Raw genomic sequence first — 20,250 nt, 5'->3', positions numbered from 1 at the left:
GCCGGCAAGGCGCACAGCCGCCATCAGGGCCGCGGCAAGGGGGCTTCAGCTTTCGTGAAGCCCTGGCGGGGACAATCCCGAAGGCGTCAGCGAGGGCGCAGCGTGGCCCCCGGCCAGCGCCCTTCGCGCACCAGCGTGGCGGCCACGTCGGCCAGCACCACGCGCGCGGCCAGCCCCGCCGGGGATAGCTCATCGTCCGACAGGCTCACCAGCAGGTTGGGGCGGGTCGCGCCGGTGTCGGTGAGCAGCACGCTACGGTAGGGCATGCCCTGGCTGCGCGCCAGCGCCGCGCCGGGCTGGATGGTGGCGCCCAGGCCACCCTGCACGGCATCCATCAGGATCGCCAGGCCATCGATCTCGGCCACCACCTGCGGCTCGCGCTTTGCCTGCCGGAAGCAGGCGGCGACCAGTGCGCGCAAGCCGTGCGAGCCGCTGGGCAGGATCAGCGGCAGCTTGTCCAGCGCCGCCACCGAGGTGCTTTCTCCGCGCGGCATCCCGGCCAGCCCTTCGGCGCCGATCACGAACAGGCGCTCGTCGAGCAGCGGCAGCACGCTCCAGCGCTGCGCCGGCTCCTCGCTGAACAGCACCGCCAGGTCGATCTGGCGCGCGCTCAGCATGGCGCCGAGATAGCCAGACAGGCTCTCCACCATGCGCAGCCGCACGTCGGGGTAGCGCTCGCGCATGGCCTGCATGAAAGGCAGCGCCAGTACTCCCGCCGTGCTGGGCGGCAGCCCCACGCTGACATGGCCGGACAAGCGCGCCTGCCGGGCCGCGAGCGCAGCGTCGTCGATATGGCGCAGCGCCAGCTGGGCCTGGCGCCAGAAGGCCAGGCCGGCATCGGTGGCGACCACGCCGGTCGAGGTGCGCTGCAGCAGCCGCGTCGACAGTTCGCTTTCCAGCCGGCTGATCTGCTGGCTCAGCGCGGAGGTGACCACGCCAAGCTCCAGCGCCGCCTTGCCCATGCTGCCATGCTCGATCACGCTGACGAAGTAGCGCAATTGCCTCAGTTCCATGTCGCATCCCCGCTGCCGCAAATTGGCGGCATGGTAGCGGAAAACCCGTCGCGGTTCACGAATCCTGAAGACCCCTTAACGCCCGCCCGATGGCGCGCGCCATGGCGGCTGCGTAGAGTCGCACCACCAGAAGCGGGCGCCCGCCCGCCGTCCCATAACAACATGACTTCCCGCAAAGGAGACTGCATGCCTTCCGTTTCGCGCATCCGCCGCGGCGTGCTTGCGGCGCTGGCCGCCGGCGCCGTGCTGGGCAATCCCGCCGCCATCACTTCCGCATTCGCTGCCGACAGCTGGCCGACCAAGCCGATCACGCTGGTGGTGCCCTTCGCCAGCGGCGGCACCACCGACATCCTCGCGCGCACCGTCGGCCAGAAGCTGGGCGAGGCGCTGCAGCAGCCCGTTGTGATCGACAACCGCCCCGGCGCCGGCGGCACCATTGGCGCGGCCAATGTCGCGCGCGCGCAGCCCGACGGCTATACCTTCCTGCTCGCCACCGTGGCGCACACCATGGCGCCGGCCATCTACAAGAGCCTGCCGTACGAGTTCACGCGCGACCTCGATCCCGTGGGGCTGGTGGCGCTGACGCCCAACGTGCTGGTGGTCAATCCCGCCATCCCGGCGCGGTCGGTGCCGGAGCTGATCGCCTACATCAAGGCGCACCCCGGCAAGGTCAACTACGGCTCGGCCGGCATCGGCAGCACCGAGCACATGTCCGGCGAGCTGTTCCGCTCGCTCACCGGGACCGATATCGCGCACGTGCCGTACAAGGGCGGCGCGCCGATGATGACTGACCTGATCGCCGGCCAGATCCAGATGGCGATCGAGACCAGCCCGTCGGCCTCGCAGCACGTGCGCAGCGGCAAGGTCAAGGCGCTGGCCGTCACCACCGCGAAGCGCTCAGGCGCCTATCCGGGCGTGCCGACGCTGGCCGAGAGCGGCGTGAAAGGCTATGAAGTCACCACGTGGTTCGCGCTGATGGCGCCGCGCGGTACGCCGGCGGCGATCGGGCAGCGGGTGTCGGCGGAACTGGGCAAGCTGCTGAAGGCGCCGGATGTGCAGAAGCGCTTCGAAGAGCAGGGCGTGACCGCCGGCGACATGACGCCGGCGCAGCTCGCGGCGTTTATCCGCGTCGAGACCGACAAGTGGGTCAAGGTCGCACGCGAGTCGGGGGCGAAGGCGGACTAAGCCAGGGCCACGCGCATCGACGCGGGACCTGAACACCCGCTGCCTGCCGCAGTCCAATGGTATGACGCCAGCCTGGACCCGGAGGCAAGCCATGCATGACCTGACCTTTGTTCACGCTGACGCCGCCCATGTCGAGTGGCAGGTCGCACTGGCTGACTGCCAGAGGCAGCTGGACACGCAGGACCTGCTGCGCCAGGCGCGGCTGGATCATGCGCCGCCGCTGACGCTCGGCTGGTGCTACCTGAGCGATTACTACGCGCTCGCCGCCGAGGCGATCCTTGCCGCGTTGCAGCAGAACTGGCCCGGGGTGTCGTGGGTCGGCACGGTTGGCCTCGGCGTGTCGGCGAGCGGCGTGGAGTACTTCGACCAGCCGGCGATGGTGCTGCTGGCAGCGCCGCTTCCGCGCCAGGCCTTCCAGCTGTTCTCGGGGCGCCAGCCCTTGCCGGCCGCGTCGTCGGGCTTCGTTCCCCATACCGCGCTGGTGCATGCCGAAGGCAGCACACCCGACGTGCAGGAGCTGCTGCACGAGCTGAGCGTGCGTACCGCCACCGGCTACCTGTTCGGCGGACTGAGCTCGGCACGCAACCGTACGCTGCATATTGCCGACGGCGTGTATTCCGGTGGCCTGTCCGGCGTGCTGTTTGGCCCGGAAGTCGAACTCGTCTCCCGCGTCACGCAGGGCTGCCAGCCGATCGGCCCGGCACGCGCGGTCACGCGCAGCGAACACAACCTTCTGTTTGCGCTGGACGGCAAGCCCGCGCTGGATTGCGTGCTGCAGGACCTGGGCGTCGAGCGCGACGCACCCGTGGAAGCGATGGCGGCAGCGTTGTCGGGAACGCTTGCGGGCCTGAACGCTGCCACCGACGATGCGCCGGTGCAGCCGGGCCGGTTCGGCGCGGATACGCTGGTGCGCCACCTGATCGGCCTGGATGTGCAGCATCGCGTGCTCGCGCTTGCCGACCAGGTCGCGCCCGGCATGCGGCTGGCATTCTGCATGCGCAACGCCGCCGCGGCGCGCGCGGACCTGGAACGCATCGCCACGGAAATCCGCACGGATATCGAACACGGCGGCGGCCACGCGCGTGGCGCGCTCTATATCAGCTGCTCGGGCCGGGGCGGGCCGCATTTCGGCGCGCCGCATGCCGAACTGCAAACCGTGCGCGCTGCGCTGGGCGACCTGCCGCTGGCCGGCTTCTTCGCCGGCGGCGAGATCGCGAGGGATCACCTCTATGGCTATACGGGGGTGCTGACGGTCTTCACCAGCCATTGAACGGACCTGGCGCCCGAGTCAGCGGATGACGTTTTCGATGCTGCGCTTTTGGCGCGCAAACCAGCTGCTCAGCAAGCCGTTCGACCAGATCATCGGAAGCGAAGCCGCAACCATGCGGTAGACCTCGCGGCGCGGCATCTTCGAGGCGCGGGCCGGGTCCAGCCAGTACTCATTGCGCACCAGCAGCAGCAGGGTCTCCATGCCGATCAGGATCGGCCACAGGCAGGCCAGCCGCAGCCGGACGAAACGCTTAGGGATAGCCAGCGTGTATGCCATGGCCTCATGAAAATGCGCCAGCGTCATGCCGGCGAGCGAACGCATCAGGGCACGCGCGCGTTGCGAGGCGTCAGGCAGCAGCAAGTCCTGGGGGCCCAGCCCGTGCTGAACCAGTAGCGACGCCGGCAGGTAACACCGGCCGATGCGCAGGTCCTTGCCGCAGTCGCGCAACACATTGGTCATCTGCAAGGCTTTGCCGAAGCGGACCCCACTGCGCAGCATGGCGCCGAGGTCGCCATTGATCGCACCCGGCACATGCGCCGCGGTCATGCGGGTCCAGAATTCGCCAACGCAACCGGCGACCATGTAGGTGTAGTGGTCCAACGCCGCCAGGTCAGGCAGCGCCACGACACGGCCGGCGCGCTCGTCGGGGAACGTGCGCAGGTCGAACTCCATGCCTTCGCTGAGGATGGAAACGATCTGCCTCACCGCTTGCCGGTCAGCCGGTTCCAGCTGCGTCAGCACCGCCAGCGCGGGATCGAGCGACTCCAGCAGGATCCGCTCATCCGAATGCTCCTGGTGGCGAGCCATTTCCGTCGCGATGCTGAGCGCCGGCGCTGCGCCATCCGGGTTGCCGTTGACCTGGTCACGCAAGGACAGCAGCAACGCCAGCCGCCTTTCCGGCGCAACCAGCGTCGTATCCGCAATCGTGTCCGCAGCGCGCGCCAGCAGGTAGGCCAGGCCGACCGGATCGCGCATCCGGGCAGGGAGCACGCCCAGCGTGAGGTAGAACGAACGCGAAACGCCTTTGAGCAGCGGACCGAGGAGGAATTCCCGGCTGGGTTCGCGCATGGGTGGTGTCCTGTTCCCAGAGAGGTTTGCGGAATGGCATGGCCCGCCCGGCCGTCAGGCCGGGCCCGGGCGCATTGTACCTTTGGCGCGAAAAGCGGATCCCGGGATCCGCAGGCCCCGTGGTCAGGGCGAGGCCTTGCCCAGATAACGCTCGAACCACTGCGCTGCCAGGCGGGCGACGGATTCCAGTGCGCCGGGCTCTTCGAACAAGTGAGAGGCGCCGGGCACGATTACCAGCTTCTTCTGGCACTTGAGCTGGGCAAAGGCGAACTCATTCCGTTCAATGACGCTCACATCGAGTCCGCCGATGATCAGCATGGTCGGCGTGGACAGGCTCGCAAGGGCGTCGGCGCCCGCCAGGTCGACCCTGCCGCCTCGTGAAACGATGGCGTGTATCGGGATCGGCGACTGGCTCGCGGCACGGATCGACGCGGCGGCACCTATGCTGGCGCCGAAGTAGCCCAACCGCGGTGGCACGCCTTGCTGCCGCGCCACCCAGTCGGTCGCCTGTGCCAGCCGCTTGGCCAGCAGCCCGACGTCGAAGCGGATCGCCTGCACCTGGTCCTCCTCCGGCATGAGCAGGTCCATCAACAGCGTTCCCATGCCGCAGCGGTTGAGTTCGGCGGCCACGTACCGATTGCGCGGACTATGCCGCGAACTGCCGGTGCCGTGCGCAAACAATACCAGGGCGCCTGCGCCTGGCGGCAAGGCCAGCATGCCTTGCAACGCCACGCCATCCGCGGGGATCACAACCTCGCTGGCATCTGCACTGCTGCTACGCATGGCCGCCCTCCGGAAGATGGTGCTTCGACGCTGCCCGCGTTGCAATCGGCCCCATCGCAGTCCACTATAGGGCGAGCGTGGCGGCGAGGCCAGCCTTCGTCTGCTGGTCCGCGGACGCCCGCAATCGAACAACAGTCGACCAACATCCCGATGCATCAGGAGGGGCCATGAAGACCCTGTTTCTCGTCCGCCACGCCAAGTCAAGTCGCGATGACCCGTCCTTGCCCGACCGCGAGCGTCCGCTTGACGATCGCGGCCTGCGCGACGCCCCGGAGATGGGCAAGCGCCTGGCCGAGCGCAAGGTCAAGCCAGACCTGCTCGTGTCGAGTCCGGCCGTGCGCGCGCTGACCACGGCGCACCTGATCGCCGACGAACTCGGCATTGCCCGCAAGGACATCGAGATCGAAGACCGGCTGTACGCCAGTAGCGCGGATGACCTGCTCGCTGTCGTCCGTGCGCTCGACAAGAAGCTTGGCAGCGTGATGTTGTTCGGTCACAACCCCGAGTTCACTGACTTCGCGCAGCGCTTGTCGGACGAGATCAGCGACATGCCGACCTGCGCCGTCGCCAAATTCCGTTTCGACACCAAGGCATGGACGGATGTCGGGGAAATCACCCCGTCGAAAGTCTCGCTGGATTCGCCCAGGAAGTCGTAGTCGAATGTCGGGCGTGGGCTTTGCAGCGATATCTCCGGCTTGACCATCCGGGATGAAGCGATAAGAATTTGTGATCGCAGGCGCAAGCCGGCCTTCACGCTTTTCTGCCCCTCGTCCCACCCATGATCCCACCCGTCAGCACACTCCACGGCCGCCTCAAGATGCAGCACCTGCGCCTGCTGCTGGCGGTGGAGGAACGCGGCTCGCTGCGGCAGGCCGCCGAAGCGCTGACGCTGACCCAGCCCGCGGTCAGCAAGATGCTGCAGGATATGGAAGACCTGCTGGCCGTGCCGTTGTTCGAGCGCCATGCGCGCGGGCTGCGTGCGACGCGCTTCGGGATGGCGGCCACGCGCTACGCCCGGCTGGTGTTTGCCGACATGGATGGCTTGCGCGACGAGCTGGTGGCGCTGGAGTCGGGCAAGATCGGGCGCGTGCGGGTCGGCGCGGTGATGGCGCCGACGCCGGGCCTGCTGGCCGAGGTGATCCGCCGGCTGAATCGCGATCATCCGCGGCTGGAGGTGGCGGTGCAGGTGGAGACCAGCGACCTGCTGGTGCCGCTGCTGGAGCGCGACCAGCTCGATATCGTGCTGGGCCGCGTGCCCGATGGCTGGGACAGCAGCGGCCTCGAGTTCGAGCAGCTTGGCGACGAGGGGCTGGCGATCGTGGTCGGGCCGCAACATCCGCTGGCGCGGCGGCGCAAGCTGTCGTTCGCGGAACTGACCAGCTACCCGTGGATCATGCAGCCACGGCCGAGCCCGATGCGCGCGCTGATCGACCGCTCGTTCGAGGATGCCGGCGTGCCGGCGCCGCCGTCGACCATCGAGACCGCCGCGGTGCTGATGACCACGTCGCTGCTGGCCGACAGCGAGCTGATCGCGGTGCTGCCGGAGTCGGTGGCGGCTTACTACGGCCGCCTGGGCGCGCTGGCGGTGCTGCCATTGCCGCTGCCGCGGAAACTGGGGCCGTACGGCATCGTCACGCGGCGCGGGCGCCCGCCGACCGCATCGATGAGCCTGCTGATCGATACGCTGCGGGCGCTGTCGCGCTAGCGCTGCGGCTTGCCGTCGAGGCGCCAGAGATGGCGCTGTTCGCTGTCGGGGCGCAGCGACGCGGGCAGCAGGTCCGCCGGCATGTCCTGGTAGCTGACCGGCCGCACGAAGCGCGCGATCGCCAGGCTGCCGACCGAGGTCGAGCGGCCATCCGACGTAGCCGGCCAGGGGCCGCCGTGGACCATGGCATGTCCGACTTCAACGCCGGTGCCGAAGCCGTTGACCAGGATGCGGCCCGCCAGGCGCTCCAGCGCGGGCAGCAGCGTGCGCGCCGCGTCGTGGTCCGCGGGGTCGATATGCAGCGCCGCGGTAAGCTGGCCCTCCAGCGATTCGACCACGCGCCGCATTTCCGCGGCGTCGCGGCAGCGCACCACCAGTGACGACGCGCCGAAGACTTCATGGCGCAGCGTCTCGTCGGCCAGGAAGGCCTCGGCGCTGGTGCTGAACAGTGCCGCCTGACCTTGCAGCGCATTGCCTGCCTTGCCGCGCGCCACCAGCTGTACCTGCGGATGCTGCGCGAGCGTGCCCACGCCGTTGCAGAAGGCGCGCAGGATGCCGGCGGTCAGCATGTTCTGTGCGCCGATGTCCGCCAGGCTCGCCGCCGCCGCTTCCAGGAACTGGTCCAGGCCCTCGCTTTCCACCGCCAGCACCAGTCCGGGGTTGGTGCAGAACTGTCCGGCGCCCAGCGTCAGCGAGCTGGCGAACGCCGTGCCGATGGCTTGCGCGCGGTTGGCCAGCGCGTGTGGGAACAGCAGCACCGGATTGATGCTGCTCATCTCCGCATAGACGGGAATCGGCTCCTGGCGCGCCGCGGCGATCGCCATCAGCGCCTGGCCGCCGGCGCGCGAGCCGGTGAAGCCGACTGCCTTGATGCGGCGGTCCGCCACCAACCCCTGGCCGATTTCCAATCCGGTATCGAAGAGCAAGGAGAAGGTGCCTTCGGGCAGGTCCAGTTCCGCCACCGCTTTCTGGATGGCGCGGCCGACCAGTTCGGAGGTGCCGGGGTGCGCAGGATGCGCCTTGACGATGACGGGGCAGCCGGCGGCCAGTGCGGATGCGGTATCGCCGCCCGCCACCGAGAACGCCAGCGGGAAGTTGCTGGCGCCGAACACCGCGACCGGGCCCAGCGGGATATGGCGCAGGCGCAGGTCGGGGCGCGGCAGCGGCTGGCGCTCGGGCTGGGCCGGGTCGACGCGCAGCTCAAGGAAATCGCCCTGGCGCAGCATGCCGGCGAACAGCCGCAGCTGGCCCACGGTGCGTCCGCGCTCGCCTTCGATGCGGGCGCGCGGCAGGCCCGATTCGCTGACGCAGCGCTCGATCAGCGCATCGCCCAGCGCCAGGATGTTGCCGGCGATGGCTTCGAGGAAGTCGGCGCGCCGCGCGGGCGCGGTCTCGCGATAGGTGTCGAAGGCCTGCCAGGCGAGGGCGCAGGTCTGGTCGAGTTGTGCCAGCGTGGCGCCACCAAAGGCGGGTTCGAGCGTTGCGCCGGTGGTTGCGTCGATGGCGTGGAGGGTGCCGTGGGTGCCAGGTACGGATTGACGGCCGACCAGGAGTTCGCCGGTGAGGGTCATGGTTGGTCCTTTGAAAGGGTGTTGTGGCTAGCGATGGAGTATGCGCAGTGGCATTGGTTACCCGCCGCGACTTCGTGGAGGCTCTTGCCCTCTCCCCCGGCCCTCTCCCACTACGCGGGAGAGGGCCGGGGGAGAGGGCCGGCGCTACAAGATGCGTGGCGCTTCCTTACCGCCCCCAGCGCAGCACCAGCGGATCCAGCCGCCGCGCAATCTTCAGCAGCCCCTCGCGCGTGGCCGGATGCATCGGCTGCAGCGGATGCCTTACCGCATCCGAGGCAATCACCCCGCCTTCCTTCATCAGTACCTTGCTGGTTGCCAGCCAGCCCTGCCGGTTCTCGTAGTTGATCAGCGGCAGCCACTGCTGGTAGCGCTGCGCCGCCAGCTCGGCGTCGCCGGCCTGCCATGCATCCAGGACCTGGCGGATGCCGTCCGGGAAGCCCGCGCCGGTCATCGCGCCGGTGGCGCCGGCTTCCAGGTCGGCCATCAGCGTGATGGCCTCCTCGCCGTCCCACGGGCCAACGATGGCGTCGCCGCCCAGCTCGATGAGTTCGCGCAGCTTGGCCGCGGCCTGCGGCACTTCGATCTTGAAGTACGAGACATTGGCCAGCTCGCGCGCCATGCGGGCGAGGAAGGGCGCGGACAGCGTGGTGCCGCTGACCGGCGCGTCCTGGATCATGATGGGGATGTCGATGGCATCGGAGACGGTGGCGAAGAAGTCGTAGATGCCGCGCTCGGGCACGCGGATGGTGGCGCCGTGGTAGGGAGGCATCACCATCACCATGGCGGCGCCGGCGTCCTGCGCGGCGCGGCTGCGCTCGGCGCAGATGCGCGAGCTGAAATGCGTGGTGGTGACGATCACCGGCACGCGGCCGTCCACGTGCTCGAGCACGGTCTTCATCAGCACGCTGCGTTCGTCGTCGGTCAGCACGAACTGCTCGGAGAAGTTGGCCAGGATGCAGATGCCGTGCGAGCCGGCGTCGATCATGAAGTCGATGCAGCGGCGCTGGCCGTCGAGGTCGAGGCCGCCTTGCTCGTCGAAAATGGTTGGCGCTACCGGGAATACGCCGCGGTAGACGGGCGGCTGGGATCGGGTCATGGTCTCCTCCTTGCGGCTGGCACGCGGCCGGCGCGGGTTCTGGGCAGTCAATCGGGTCGGGCCAATATACGAGCGGGGGGAGGGCCTGTATATTGAATCATTTCCATCTTGTGATCGCTTTTGCGACTCACACGGTCCCGATATGAAATCCACCCTGGACACCCTCACCGGCCGACTGCGCATGAAGCAACTGCAACTGCTGATCGCGCTGGACGAGCACCAGTCACTGCACCAGGCCGCGGGCGCGATGGCGATGACGCAGTCGGCCGCCAGCAAGTCTTTGCAGGAACTGGAAGGCATGCTGGAAGCGCCACTGTTCGAGCGCTCCAAACGCGGCATGCGCCCCAACGCCTTCGGCCATTGCGTGATCCGCCATGCACGGCAGCTGGTGGCGGACCTGGGGGCGATGTGCGAGGAAGTGGCCGGCATCCGCGCTGGCAGTGGCGGGCGCGTCGCCGTCGGCGTGATCATGGGCGCCGTGCCCGAGGTGCTGGTGCCGGCGCTTGAACAACTGCGGCAGGCGCATCCCGACCTGGCGCTCGAGATCATCGAGGACACCAGCCTGCGCCTGCTCGGCCAGCTCGACGACGGCCACCTCGACCTCGTGCTCGGCCGCTCGCTGGTCAGCGACGAACCCGGCAAGTACCACTATCACCCGCTCGGCGACGAGCAGGTGTCCGTGGTGGTCGGTCACGTTCACCCCGCATCCAGGGTGCAGGCGATGGACTTTGCCGACCTTGAGGGTTATCGCTGGATCACTTACGCGGGGCACATGCCGATGCATGCCCTGCTGCAGCGCGAACTGGACCATGCCGGCGTCAGCTTCCCCGCCAACGCCATTTCGACGTCGTCGGCGCTGATCACCGTGGCCATGCTCCAGCGCGATCCCGGGCTGGTGTCGCTGCTGCCGACCAGCGTGGCGGAGCTGTTCGTGCGCCAGAAGATGCTGCGCATACTGCCAGTGCACCTGCAGTCGCGCCAGCAGACCTTCGGCATCGTCACGCGGCGCGGCGGCGCCTTGTCGGCTTCCGCACGGCAACTGGTGGCGATCCTGAAAGCGCAGGCGGGGAAGCCAGCGGCCGAGGTATAACGCCAGGTGATCGCCAGTTCAAAAAACGTCAGTAGTAGCGAATCGCTGATACCCATATAGTCTGCTCATCCGCGCCACCAGAGCCGGACAGCACAACGGAGACAGCGATGAAGACACGGAATGTTGGCAAGTGCGCCGGCAAACTCGCCGGCGCACTTGCCGGCCTGGCCACGGTGGCCGTTGCAGCGACGACCAGCGCCTGGGCGCAGGACACACGGCCGGTGCGCCTGATGGTGGGCGCCGCGCCCGGCGGCGGCACCGACGTGATGGCGCGTATCGTCTCCGACAAGCTGGCCGCACAGCTGAAGCAGCCCGTCGTGGTCGACAACCGCCCCGGCGCGTCCAACACCATCGCCGCGGACATCACCGCCAAGGCCGCGCCGGACGGCAACACGCTGCTGATGGGCGTGGTCACCTCGCAGGCGATCGCGCCGCACCTGCTCAAGCTGCAGTTCGACCCGCTCAAGGACCTGGCGCCGGTGGCGCTGGTGTCGTCGGTGCCCAACGTGCTGGTGGTCAACAACCAGGTCACGGCGCGCGACGTCAAGGCGCTGGTGGCGCAGATCCAGGCGAGCCCGGACAAGTTCCGCTTCAGCTCGTCGGGCGTCGGCAGCACCCAGCACCTGGCCGGCGCCGCGTTTGCGCGCCAGATCCAGGGCAAGCTGCTGCACGTGCCTTACAAGAGCAGCAGCAGCGCGCTGGTGGACCTGATGGGCGGCCAGGTGGACATGAGCTTCGAGACCATGCCGTCGGTGATCAACCATATCAAGGCCGGCAAGCTGCGCGCGCTGGCGGTGACCGTGGACAAGCGCTCGGCGCTGCTGCCCAATGTGCCGACGCTGGCCGAGGCCGGCGTGCCGGGCATCCAGATGAACGCCTGGTACGGCGTCTATGCGCCGGCCGGCACGCCTCCCGCCACGCTGCAGAAGCTCGGCACGGCGCTGACCACGGTGATCAAGGACCCGGATACCGTGCGCCGCCTGAGCGAGGTCGGCGCCGTGCCCGGCACGCTGACGGCCGCGCAGTTCGATACCTTCTCGCGCGCCGAGTACGCGCGCTATGGCAAGCTGATCGCCGAGCTTGGCGTCAAGCTCGACTGAGCCTGTATTTCAAGAGAATTTCATGACTTCACGTCCACGAATCGCGATGGTGCTGGGCGATCCCGCCGGCATCGGCCCCGAGCTGATCGCACGCCTGCTGGCCGACCCGGCCACCAGCGAACAGGCCGACATCCTGCTGATCGCCGACCGCGACGAATGGCGCCACGGCATGCAGGTGGCGGGCGTCGAGCTGGCGCTGGCAGAGACCGATACCCTCGCGTTCGCACAAGGCGCGCCGCGCCTCTACCACTGGGAGCTGGACGGCAAGCCCGCCTATCCGCGCGGCGCATCCAGTGCCGAGGGCGGCCGCTACAGCCTCGGCACGCTGTCGCTCGCGCTGGAGCTGGCGCAGTCGGGCCAGGCAGATTCGATCCTGTTCGGGCCGCTCAATAAAAGCTCGCTGCATGCCGCCGGCATGGACCATAGCGACGAGCTGCACTGGTTTGCCGAGCAGCTCGGCTACCACGGCAATTTTTGCGAATTCAACGTGCTCGACGGCCTGTGGACCTCGCGCGTCACCTCGCACGTGGCCCTGAAGGACGTGCCGGCGATGATCACGCCGGAACGCGTCGGTGGCGCCATCGACCTGATCGACCAGGCACTGCGCCGCGCCGGCATGGCAAGCCCGCGCATCGCCGTGTGCGGCCTGAATCCGCACAACGGCGACAACGGCGCCTTCGGCCGCGAAGAGATCGACGTGATCGCCCCGGCCGTCGCCGCTGCCCGCGGGCGCGGCGTGAACGTCGAGGGCCCGTTCCCGGCCGACACCATCTTCCTGAAGGTGCAGGGCGGCCCGTCGCAGCGGCAGTTCGACGCCATCGTCACCATGTACCACGACCAGGGACAGATCGGCATCAAGCTGATGGGATTCTCGCGCGGCGTGACGGTGCAGGGCGGGCTGCCGGTGCCGATCACCACGCCGGCGCACGGTACCGCGTTCGATATCACGCAGCAGGGCCGCGCCGATCCCGGCGCCACGCAGCAGGCGTTCCAGATCGCCTGCCGCATGGGCGCGCAACGGCGCGCCGCCGCAAACGCCTAGCCACCATCAATCCATACCGGATCAGCATGACCGCCCCCGGCGCGGCCGGGGAGCGTTCGCGCCAACGCATTGCCATCAGGAGCTGAACATGAAGATCACCAACGTCCGCGCCCGCGTCTTCGAATGGAAGGGCAAGACCGTGCCGCCGCAGGCGCATTTCTGCACCAACGCCACCGACATCCTGTTCGAGCGCGGCGACGCCATGGGCTCGTTCCGCTTCCACGGCTGGATGGTGGTCGAGATCGAGACCGATAGCGGGCTGGTCGGCATCGGCAACTGCGCGCTGGCCCCGCGCGTGGCCAAGCAGATCGTCGACGAATACCTGGCGCCGGTGGTGATCGGCCAGGACCCGTTCGACAACGAATACCTGTGGCAGAAGATGTACCGCCGCACCCAGGCCTGGGGCCGCAAGGGCATCGGCATGGCGGCGATCTCGGCGGTCGATATCGCGCTGTGGGATCTGATGGGCAAGGCCGTCGGCAAGCCGGTGTTCAAGCTGTTGGGGGGGCGCACCAAGGAGAAGATCTGGTGCTATGCCTCCAAGCTCTACAACAACGACGACCGCGACGCCTTCCTGGCCGAAGCGCAAGGCTACCTCGACCAGGGCTTTACCGCGATGAAGATGCGCTTCGGCTACGGCCCCAAGGACGGCCCTGCCGGCATGCGGAAGAACATCGAGCAGGTGCGGCTGCTGCGCGAGCTGGTCGGCGACGGCGTCGACATCATGCTGGAGTGCTACATGGGCTGGACGCTGGAATACGCGCGCCGCATGCTGCCGCGCCTGGCGGAGTTCAATCCCCGCTGGCTGGAAGAGCCGGTGATCGCCGACGATATCGAAGGCTATGTTGAGCTGAAGAAGGCGAGCCCGTTCCCGATCTCCGGCGGCGAGCACGAGTTCACTTCGTACGGCTTCAAGGACCTGCTGGAGCGCCGCGCCGTCGACGTGATCCAGTACGACACCAACCGCGTCGGCGGCATCACCGCGGCGCAGAAGATCAACGCGATGGCCGAGGCGTGGTCGGTGCCGGTGATCCCGCACGCGGGGCAGATGCATAACTACCACCTGACCATGGCGTCGACCGCATCGCCGATGTCGGAGTACTTCCCCGTGCACGACGTCGAGGTCGGCAACGAGCTGTTTTACTACATCTTCAAGGGGGATCCGGCCCCGGACAACGGCTACCTGCAGCTTGACGACAACCTGCCGGGGCTGGGGCTGGAGTTGAACGAGGAGTACTTCAGCCAGTTCAACATCATCGGCTGACAGGCTGACAGGCGGGCTGTCGCTGGCTGACCGGCCCTGGCGCACTACAATCAAGAAGCGCAATGCCCTTGTGCTGGAGTTCGCCATGGCCAGATCCCGCCGTCTGCTGGCCGCCTGCGCGGCACCCATGGGCCTGATGTGTGCCATCGGTGCCGTCAGCGCCTTCAGTGCCTTCGCCGCGCCGCCTGCCGGAACGCTGACAGTTTCCTTCCCCCATCCCGAAACCTACACCGATGCCGCCTACCGCAGCGCATACGGCAGCGACCGCGAGCGCGCGCAGGTGATGAACGATATCCGCCGACACTTCGACGAGCTGGCGGCACGCTACCTGCCGCAGGGCTATGCGCTCAGCATCGCGGTGCTGGATGTCGATCTCGCAGGACATTTCGAGCCATGGCGCGTGCGCGGCGATGACGTGCGCATCGTGCGCGATGTCACCTGGCCGCGCATGACGCTGCGCTATGAACTGCGCGGCAGCGACGGTGCCGTGATCGGCAGCGGCGAGCAGCGCATCTCCGACCAGAACTTCAACATGGGTGTCAACGTCTACAGCCAGAGCGACAGGCTGCGCTATGAAAAGGCGATGATGGACCGCTGGTTCGACGAGACCGTCAGGCGCCGGATCGCAGCGCGCGAGGACGGGCAGGGATGATCTGAAGCGGGCATTAGCACTACGGGCCGTAGATGCGCAGCGCCGTCTCGCGCAGCGCATCCGCGACCAGCAGCGCGCCGGGCGACATCAGCCGGTCGGTCGGCGTGATCAGGCCGAAGTCGTCCATATGGCAGGGCATCGCCATCGGCAGCACCTCCACCATGCCGAACGCCGCGTAGTACTGCGCAACATCCGCGGTCAGCACCGCGATCATGTCTGACTGCGTCACCATGCGCGTCAGGAACAGCAGCGCGGCGGTTTCCACCACGTTGGTCGGCGGCGCCAGGCTCGCGCGCTGGAACATCAGCTCGAAGCGGTGGCGCAGCACCGTGCCGGCCGGCGGTATCATCCAGGCGGCGTCGGTGGTGTCGGCCAGCGACAGGGCGGGCGCCGCCAGCATCGGGTGGCCGGGCCGCACCACGGCGCAGACGGGCTCTTCCGCCATCGGCTCGTAGCGCAACCGGCCCTTGTCGTGCTCGGGAAACAGCCGCGCGACCACCATGTCCAGCTTCTCCTGCCCCAGCCGGTCGAGCAGCACGTTGCTGTTGTCGATCTCCACCGAGACCCGCAATCCCGGATAGCTGGCCTTCACCCGGGCGATCGCCGGCGGCAGCAGCCGCACGCCGGGCGAGGTGATCGCACCGATCGCCACGTGGCCGAGCCGGCCCGCCTTCAACGCCAGCACTTCCTCGCGCGCCTGGTTCAGGCTGCCGATCGCCGCGCGCGCGTGCCGGATCATCGCGCGGCCATAGTCCGTCGGCGCCATGCCGCGCGGAAGGCGCTCGAACAGGGGGACCGACAGCATCTCTTCCAGCTCGCGCAGCAGCTTGGACGCGGCCGGCTGCGTCATCGCCAGCCGTTCCGCGGCGCGGTGGATGCTGCCCTCGTCGGCGACGGCCAGTAAAAGCAGCAGCTGGCGCGTCTTCAGGCGGGTGTGGCTGTGCCATACGGGTGCCGCAGGTGCTGCATCAGCCGCGACGGAAAGGTTGGGGGCGTCCATAGGGTAAATACCAATGCCGATATCGATATCGCAAATGCCGAACTCTTCATTAGTAGCATATCGGCAAGCTGCATACACTCCGTCCGACAAAACAACAACGACAGGAGACAGCGTGGAGCCCGCCAGGCCGCTGGATCCGTCGTCCCTGCCATTCCCGCCGCCTTCCCGGGCAGCCCTCGCATCAGGAACAACATGTCGGATTCCAAGGACAAGCAACGCAAGCCGCTGCGCTCGACGGCGTGGTTCGGCACCGCCGACAAGAACGGCTTCATGTATCGCAGCTGGATGAAAAACCAGGGCATTCCCGAGCACGCGTTCGACGGCCGCCCGGTGATCGGCATCTGCAATACGTGGTCGGAACTCACGCCCTGCAACGCGCATTTCCGCAAGCTGGCCGAGCACGTCAAGCGTGGCGTGTACGAGGCCGGCGGCTTCCCGGTGGAATTCCCGGTGTTTTCCAACGGCGAATCGAACCTGCGCCCGACCGCCATGCTGACACGCAACCTGGCCGCGATGGACGTGGAAGAAGCGATCCGCGGCAATCCGATCGATGCGGTGGTGCTGCTGACCGGCTGCGACAAGACCACGCCGGCGCTGCTGATGGGCGCGGCCAGCTGCGACGTGCCGGCCATCGTCGTTACCGGCGGGCCCATGCTCAACGGCAAGCTCGACGGCAAGGACATCGGCTCGGGCACTGCGGTGTGGCAGCTGCATGAATCGCTGAAGGCAGGCGAGATCAACCTGCACCAGTTCCTGTCGGCCGAAGCCGGCATGTCGCGCTCGGCCGGCACCTGCAACACCATGGGCACCGCCTCGACCATGGCCTGCATGGCCGAAGCGCTGGGCACGTCGCTGCCGCACAACGCGGCGATCCCGGCGGTCGATTCGCGCCGCTACGTGCTGGCGCACATGTCCGGCATCCGCATCGTGGAGATGGCGCGCGAGGACCTGACGCTGTCGAAGATCCTGACGCGCCAGGCGTTCGAGAACGCGATCCGCGTCAATGCGGCGATCGGCGGCTCGACCAACGCCGTGATCCACCTGAAGGCGATCGCCGGCCGCATCGGCGTGCCGCTGGAGCTGGAAGACTGGAGCAACGTGGGGCTCGACACGCCGACCATCGTCGACCTGATGCCGTCGGGCCGCTTCCTGATGGAAGAGTTCTACTACGCGGGCGGCCTGCCCGCGGTGCTGCGCCGCATGGGCGAGGCCGGCCTGCTGCCGCATCCGGGCGCGCTGACCGTCAACGGCAAGGCGATCTGGGACAACGTCAGGGATGCGCCGATCACCAACGACGAAGTCATCCGACCGCTGGATAAGCCGCTGATCCGCGACGGCAGCATCCGCATCCTGCGCGGCAACCTGTCGCCGCGCGGCGCGGTGCTCAAGCCGTCGGCGGCAACGCCCAAGCTGCTGCGCCACCGCGGCCGCGCGGTGGTGTTCGAGAACCTGGAGCACTACAAGGAGCGCATCGTCGATGAATCGCTCGATGTCGACGAGAATTCCGTCCTCGTCCTCAAGCGCTGCGGCCCGCGCGGCTATCCCGGCATGGCCGAGGTCGGCAACATGGGCCTGCCGCCCAAGCTGCTGCGCCAGGGCATCAAGGACATGGTGCGCATATCCGATGCACGCATGAGCGGCACCGCCTACGGCACCGTGGTGCTGCACGTGGCGCCCGAGGCCGCCGCCGGCGGGCCGCTGGCGATCGTGCGCGACGGCGACTGGATCGAGCTGGACTGCGAGGCCGGGCGCCTGCACCTGGATATCGATCCCGCCGAGTTCGAACGCCGCATGGCCGACGTGCAGCCGCTGCAGGCGCTCGCCGACGGCGGTTATCGCAAGCTCTACGTCAACCACGTGCTGCAGGCCGACGAAGGTTGCGACCTCGACTTCCTGGTCGGCTGCCGCGGACGTGAAGTGCCGCGCCACTCGCACTGATTCCATCCCATTGCATTGAATGCGCGCGGCCCCGGCGGCGCGCGCGACCCCTTACAAGAACAGAGGAGACTAGCCATGCAAGGCACACAGACCGCGCCGCTGGAGCGCGCCGTCCCAGCACAGGAAACCGGCGCACAGGCGCAGGAAGAGACCCGCATCGTCGGCATGCTGGTGCGCCGGCTGATCCCGTTCCTGGCGCTGATCTACGTGGTCGCGTATATCGACCGCTCGGTGGTCGGCTTTGCCAAGCTGCACATGAACGCGGCGATCGGCATCAGCGACGCGGCCTATGGCCTGGGCGCGGGTTTGTTCTTCGTCGGCTATTTCCTGTGCGAGGTGCCGAGCAACCTGGCGCTGGAGCGCTTCGGCGCGCGCCGCTGGTTCGCGCGCATCCTGCTGACTTGGGGCCTGATCACCATGGCGATGGCGTTCACGCAGGGCGCGCACAGCTTCTACGTGCTGCGCTTCCTGCTGGGCGCGGCCGAAGCCGGCCTGTATCCGGGCATCCTGTACTTCCTGACCAAGTGGTTCCCGATGCGGCATCGCGCGCGCATCATCGGCCTGCTGGTGCTGGCCCAGCCGATCGCGCTGATCATCACCGGACCGATTGCAGGCCTGGTGCTGTCGACACAGGGGCTGTTCGGCATGTCCAACTGGCAGACGCTGTTCGTGCTGAGCGGCCTGCCCGCGGTGCTGCTGTGCCTGCCGACGCTGCGCATCCTGCCGGAATCGCCCGCCAGTGCCGCATGGCTGGCACCGGCCGACCGCGCCTGGATCGAGCGCGAACTCGCCGCCGACCAGGCCGCCTATGCGCTCAAGCCGCACGGCAATCCTCTGCAGGCGCTCAGGGACAAGCGCGTGCTGCTGCTGTCGCTGCTGTTCCTGCCGTTCCCGCTGAGCATCTACGGGCTATCGCTGTGGCTGCCGACCATCATCAAGCAGTTCGGCGTGACCGATGCAATGACCGGCCTGCTGTCGGCGGTGCCCTACCTGTTCGCCGTGGTCGGCCTGTACCTGGTGCCGCGCCACTCGGACCGCAAGGGCGAGCGCTACGGCCATATCGTGGTGGTGTCGGGGATGGCAGCGATCACCATGGCGCTGAGCGCCTGGGTGCAGTCGCCGGTGCTGCAGTTCCTGTTTATCTGCCTGACCGCGTTCTCGATCTATTCGATCCAGGCGGTGGTATGGGCACTGCCGGGCGAATTCCTGACCGGCGCCAGCGCCGCGGTGGGGATTGCCACCATCAACTCGCTGGCCAACCTCGGCGGCTACTTCGGGCCGTATGGCATCGGCGTGATCAAGGACGCCACCGGCAGCCTGGCGGCGGGGCTGTACTTCCTGGCGGCGATGCTGGTGTTCGCGGTGGTGATGGCGTTCGTGGTGCGCGCCGCGCTGCGGCCGGCGGCGCGCGCCGGTGCGGCGCAGCAGGCCGGTGCCTGACCGCAATCGTCACGGCCGCCGCTTCTTCCACTCGTAGTCGGGCGGCGGATCCGCCGCGCCGGCGCGGCCGACCGAGTTGGGGTTTTCCGAGCACAGTGTGACAAAGCTCACCGGCTCGCCCGCATGCTGGCGCTGGCGCAGCGCTTCGGTGAAGTGCAGCGCCTCGCGCATCGCGTCGCTCGGGAACGACTGCGCGTGCGGCGTCAGTCCGGTGCCGTGGGCTTCGGACCAGTAGACCATGTACATAAGGCATTCCTCTCGATTGCGCCGGTGACCACGAGGCGCTGCAACCTTCGTTCCCGGCAGGGCAGGGGCGAAGGCAGGGTTCGCGGTGCATGCCGATTGCAATCTGTTCCTCGGACTTTTGCAAGCTTTGGCGTGCCACGGGCACAATGGGCGTTTCTGGCATCGTCGCTGTGCCGTTCCCGTCTCGTCCCGATACTCCATGCACTCCATGCCCGATATTGCGCTGATTCCCGCCACCGCAGCCGATGCCGACCGCCTCGCCGCCATGCACACCGCCAGCTGGCAGCACACCTATCCCGGCATGCTGCCAGACGCGTACCTGCGCGAGCAGGCCAATCCGGAGCGGCTGGCGGCCTGGCGCGCGCGCATGCATGACGGCGCGGATGGCCCCGTGGAGGCCACGCTGGCGCTGGTCGATGGCGCGGACGCCGGCTTTGCCTGCCTGTTGCCCGAGGCCGACCCCCGCTACGGCATCTACCTGGACAACCTGCATGTCCTGCCTGCCTTCCATGGCCAGGGACTGGGCAAGCGGCTGCTGGCGCATTGCGTGCAGCGCGTGGCGCAGCGCTGGCCCGGGCAGCCGCTGTTCCTCTATGTGCTCGAGGCCAATACGCAGGCGCGCGAGTTCTACCAGCGGCTGGGCGGCGAGGCATCGGAACCGTTCGAAGACGATTTCCACGGGCCGGGCCTGCGCGTCATGGTGCGGCGCGTGACCTGGCCCGACGTGGCGGCGCTGGCCAGGCGGCTGGCGTAACGCAGGGATGGCGGGCACGGCAGGCGTTGCCGA

The 20,250-nt window shown here is 68.2% G+C and carries 19 protein-coding genes; 12 read left to right on the top strand and 7 right to left on the bottom strand.

Going from position 1 to position 20,250, the window contains the following annotated elements:
* Window positions 1–86: 86 nt before the first annotated feature.
* Complete coding sequence (locus tag AC5WJ1_RS21195) at window positions 87–1,013, bottom strand: LysR family transcriptional regulator (protein ID WP_133097939.1); 927 nt, start codon at window positions 1,011–1,013, stop codon at window positions 87–89.
* Window positions 1,014–1,199: 186 nt separating this feature from the next.
* Between AC5WJ1_RS21195 and AC5WJ1_RS21190 the strand changes: the two genes are divergently transcribed.
* Both AC5WJ1_RS21190 and AC5WJ1_RS21185 read left to right on the top strand, forming a co-directional pair.
* Window positions 1,200–2,198, top strand: a complete 999-nt coding sequence (locus tag AC5WJ1_RS21190) for a tripartite tricarboxylate transporter substrate binding protein (protein ID WP_135703462.1) — start codon at window positions 1,200–1,202, stop codon at window positions 2,196–2,198.
* Between the two features lie 91 nt (window positions 2,199–2,289).
* On the top strand, window positions 2,290–3,468 hold the full coding sequence (locus AC5WJ1_RS21185) for an FIST signal transduction protein (RefSeq protein WP_133097941.1): 1,179 nt from the start codon (window positions 2,290–2,292) through the stop codon (window positions 3,466–3,468).
* Between the two features lie 18 nt (window positions 3,469–3,486).
* Here the strand turns inward: AC5WJ1_RS21185 and AC5WJ1_RS21180 are convergent, their stop codons facing one another.
* On the bottom strand, window positions 3,487–4,536 hold the full coding sequence (locus AC5WJ1_RS21180) for a phytoene/squalene synthase family protein (protein WP_135703463.1): 1,050 nt from the start codon (window positions 4,534–4,536) through the stop codon (window positions 3,487–3,489).
* Window positions 4,537–4,659: 123 nt separating this feature from the next.
* Window positions 4,660–5,319 (bottom strand): dienelactone hydrolase family protein, encoded by a 660-nt coding sequence (locus tag AC5WJ1_RS21175; protein WP_133097943.1) that lies wholly within the window; start codon window positions 5,317–5,319, stop codon window positions 4,660–4,662.
* Window positions 5,320–5,486: 167 nt separating this feature from the next.
* Between AC5WJ1_RS21175 and AC5WJ1_RS21170 the strand changes: the two genes are divergently transcribed.
* A complete protein-coding gene (locus tag AC5WJ1_RS21170) occupies window positions 5,487–5,975 on the top strand; it encodes a SixA phosphatase family protein (RefSeq protein ID WP_135703464.1) in 489 nt (162 codons plus the stop codon).
* 122 nt (window positions 5,976–6,097) lie between these two features.
* Window positions 6,098–7,024, top strand: a complete 927-nt coding sequence (locus AC5WJ1_RS21165; RefSeq protein WP_135703465.1) for a LysR family transcriptional regulator — start codon at window positions 6,098–6,100, stop codon at window positions 7,022–7,024.
* On the opposite strand, the gene AC5WJ1_RS21160 is transcribed toward AC5WJ1_RS21165, so the two are convergent.
* Complete coding sequence (locus AC5WJ1_RS21160) at window positions 7,021–8,595, bottom strand: aldehyde dehydrogenase (NADP(+)) (protein WP_135703466.1); 1,575 nt, start codon at window positions 8,593–8,595, stop codon at window positions 7,021–7,023. The two genes, AC5WJ1_RS21165 and AC5WJ1_RS21160, sit on opposite strands and share 4 nt — an antisense overlap.
* A 166-nt stretch (window positions 8,596–8,761) precedes the next feature.
* Window positions 8,762–9,691, bottom strand: a complete 930-nt coding sequence (locus tag AC5WJ1_RS21155) for a dihydrodipicolinate synthase family protein (protein WP_135703467.1) — start codon at window positions 9,689–9,691, stop codon at window positions 8,762–8,764.
* A 142-nt stretch (window positions 9,692–9,833) separates the two neighbouring features.
* Between AC5WJ1_RS21155 and AC5WJ1_RS21150 the strand changes: the two genes are divergently transcribed.
* The 5 genes from AC5WJ1_RS21150 (at window position 9,834) to AC5WJ1_RS21130 (ending at window position 14,839) form a co-directional block, all read left to right on the top strand.
* Window positions 9,834–10,781, top strand: a complete 948-nt coding sequence (locus tag AC5WJ1_RS21150) for a LysR family transcriptional regulator (RefSeq protein ID WP_135703468.1) — start codon at window positions 9,834–9,836, stop codon at window positions 10,779–10,781.
* Window positions 10,782–10,888: 107 nt separating this feature from the next.
* Window positions 10,889–11,881 (top strand): Bug family tripartite tricarboxylate transporter substrate binding protein, encoded by a 993-nt coding sequence (locus AC5WJ1_RS21145; protein ID WP_135703469.1) that lies wholly within the window; start codon window positions 10,889–10,891, stop codon window positions 11,879–11,881.
* Between the two features lie 22 nt (window positions 11,882–11,903).
* Complete coding sequence (locus AC5WJ1_RS21140; protein ID WP_135703470.1) at window positions 11,904–12,923, top strand: 4-hydroxythreonine-4-phosphate dehydrogenase PdxA; 1,020 nt, start codon at window positions 11,904–11,906, stop codon at window positions 12,921–12,923.
* Window positions 12,924–13,011: 88 nt separating this feature from the next.
* A complete protein-coding gene (locus AC5WJ1_RS21135; RefSeq protein WP_133097951.1) occupies window positions 13,012–14,187 on the top strand; it encodes an L-rhamnonate dehydratase in 1,176 nt (391 codons plus the stop codon).
* Between the two features lie 85 nt (window positions 14,188–14,272).
* On the top strand, window positions 14,273–14,839 hold the full coding sequence (locus AC5WJ1_RS21130; RefSeq protein ID WP_135703471.1) for a DUF3016 domain-containing protein: 567 nt from the start codon (window positions 14,273–14,275) through the stop codon (window positions 14,837–14,839).
* Window positions 14,840–14,858: 19 nt separating this feature from the next.
* Here the strand turns inward: AC5WJ1_RS21130 and AC5WJ1_RS21125 are convergent, their stop codons facing one another.
* The gene (locus AC5WJ1_RS21125) at window positions 14,859–15,839 is read right to left on the bottom strand and encodes a LysR substrate-binding domain-containing protein (RefSeq protein ID WP_195428017.1); all 981 of its coding nucleotides are present in this window, start codon (window positions 15,837–15,839) and stop codon (window positions 14,859–14,861) included.
* Window positions 15,840–16,031: 192 nt separating this feature from the next.
* Between AC5WJ1_RS21125 and AC5WJ1_RS21120 the strand changes: the two genes are divergently transcribed.
* Window positions 16,032–17,777 (top strand): IlvD/Edd family dehydratase, encoded by a 1,746-nt coding sequence (locus AC5WJ1_RS21120; protein ID WP_494476943.1) that lies wholly within the window; start codon window positions 16,032–16,034, stop codon window positions 17,775–17,777.
* A 75-nt stretch (window positions 17,778–17,852) separates the two neighbouring features.
* Entirely contained in the window at window positions 17,853–19,217 is a 1,365-nt protein-coding gene (locus tag AC5WJ1_RS21115; protein WP_133097954.1) for an MFS transporter, read from the top strand.
* 9 nt (window positions 19,218–19,226) lie between these two features.
* Here the strand turns inward: AC5WJ1_RS21115 and AC5WJ1_RS21110 are convergent, their stop codons facing one another.
* Window positions 19,227–19,463, bottom strand: a complete 237-nt coding sequence (locus AC5WJ1_RS21110) for a hypothetical protein (RefSeq protein ID WP_029048395.1) — start codon at window positions 19,461–19,463, stop codon at window positions 19,227–19,229.
* A 208-nt stretch (window positions 19,464–19,671) separates the two neighbouring features.
* Here AC5WJ1_RS21110 and AC5WJ1_RS21105 point away from each other — a divergent pair, with 208 nt between their 5' ends.
* Window positions 19,672–20,217 (top strand): GNAT family N-acetyltransferase, encoded by a 546-nt coding sequence (locus AC5WJ1_RS21105; protein ID WP_135703996.1) that lies wholly within the window; start codon window positions 19,672–19,674, stop codon window positions 20,215–20,217.
* Window positions 20,218–20,250: the final 33 nt, after the last annotated feature.

The organism is Cupriavidus sp. MEYA8, assembly GCF_059278825.1.
Note: the sequence above shows the minus strand (reverse complement) of the source record. Positions and strands in the feature narration are given on the sequence as shown.

Excerpts from the sequence above, each read along its gene's own strand:
- AC5WJ1_RS21125 (WP_195428017.1), bottom strand. The coding sequence starts at position 15,839 with ATGGACGCCCCCAACCTTTCCGTCGCGGCTGATGCAGCACCTGCGGCA.
- AC5WJ1_RS21140 (WP_135703470.1), top strand. The coding sequence starts at position 11,904 with ATGACTTCACGTCCACGAATCGCGATGGTGCTGGGCGATCCCGCCGGC.
- AC5WJ1_RS21175 (WP_133097943.1), bottom strand. The coding sequence starts at position 5,319 with ATGCGTAGCAGCAGTGCAGATGCCAGCGAGGTTGTGATCCCCGCGGAT.
- AC5WJ1_RS21135 (WP_133097951.1), top strand. The coding sequence starts at position 13,012 with ATGAAGATCACCAACGTCCGCGCCCGCGTCTTCGAATGGAAGGGCAAG.
- AC5WJ1_RS21105 (WP_135703996.1), top strand. The coding sequence starts at position 19,672 with ATGCCCGATATTGCGCTGATTCCCGCCACCGCAGCCGATGCCGACCGC.
- AC5WJ1_RS21150 (WP_135703468.1), top strand. The coding sequence starts at position 9,834 with ATGAAATCCACCCTGGACACCCTCACCGGCCGACTGCGCATGAAGCAA.
- AC5WJ1_RS21155 (WP_135703467.1), bottom strand. The coding sequence starts at position 9,691 with ATGACCCGATCCCAGCCGCCCGTCTACCGCGGCGTATTCCCGGTAGCG.
- AC5WJ1_RS21120 (WP_494476943.1), top strand. The coding sequence starts at position 16,032 with ATGTCGGATTCCAAGGACAAGCAACGCAAGCCGCTGCGCTCGACGGCG.
- AC5WJ1_RS21195 (WP_133097939.1), bottom strand. The coding sequence starts at position 1,013 with ATGGAACTGAGGCAATTGCGCTACTTCGTCAGCGTGATCGAGCATGGC.
- AC5WJ1_RS21165 (WP_135703465.1), top strand. The coding sequence starts at position 6,098 with ATGATCCCACCCGTCAGCACACTCCACGGCCGCCTCAAGATGCAGCAC.
- AC5WJ1_RS21190 (WP_135703462.1), top strand. The coding sequence starts at position 1,200 with ATGCCTTCCGTTTCGCGCATCCGCCGCGGCGTGCTTGCGGCGCTGGCC.
- AC5WJ1_RS21130 (WP_135703471.1), top strand. The coding sequence starts at position 14,273 with ATGGCCAGATCCCGCCGTCTGCTGGCCGCCTGCGCGGCACCCATGGGC.
- AC5WJ1_RS21110 (WP_029048395.1), bottom strand. The coding sequence starts at position 19,463 with ATGTACATGGTCTACTGGTCCGAAGCCCACGGCACCGGACTGACGCCG.
- AC5WJ1_RS21170 (WP_135703464.1), top strand. The coding sequence starts at position 5,487 with ATGAAGACCCTGTTTCTCGTCCGCCACGCCAAGTCAAGTCGCGATGAC.
- AC5WJ1_RS21145 (WP_135703469.1), top strand. The coding sequence starts at position 10,889 with ATGAAGACACGGAATGTTGGCAAGTGCGCCGGCAAACTCGCCGGCGCA.
- AC5WJ1_RS21185 (WP_133097941.1), top strand. The coding sequence starts at position 2,290 with ATGCATGACCTGACCTTTGTTCACGCTGACGCCGCCCATGTCGAGTGG.
- AC5WJ1_RS21160 (WP_135703466.1), bottom strand. The coding sequence starts at position 8,595 with ATGACCCTCACCGGCGAACTCCTGGTCGGCCGTCAATCCGTACCTGGC.
- AC5WJ1_RS21180 (WP_135703463.1), bottom strand. The coding sequence starts at position 4,536 with ATGCGCGAACCCAGCCGGGAATTCCTCCTCGGTCCGCTGCTCAAAGGC.
- AC5WJ1_RS21115 (WP_133097954.1), top strand. The coding sequence starts at position 17,853 with ATGCAAGGCACACAGACCGCGCCGCTGGAGCGCGCCGTCCCAGCACAG.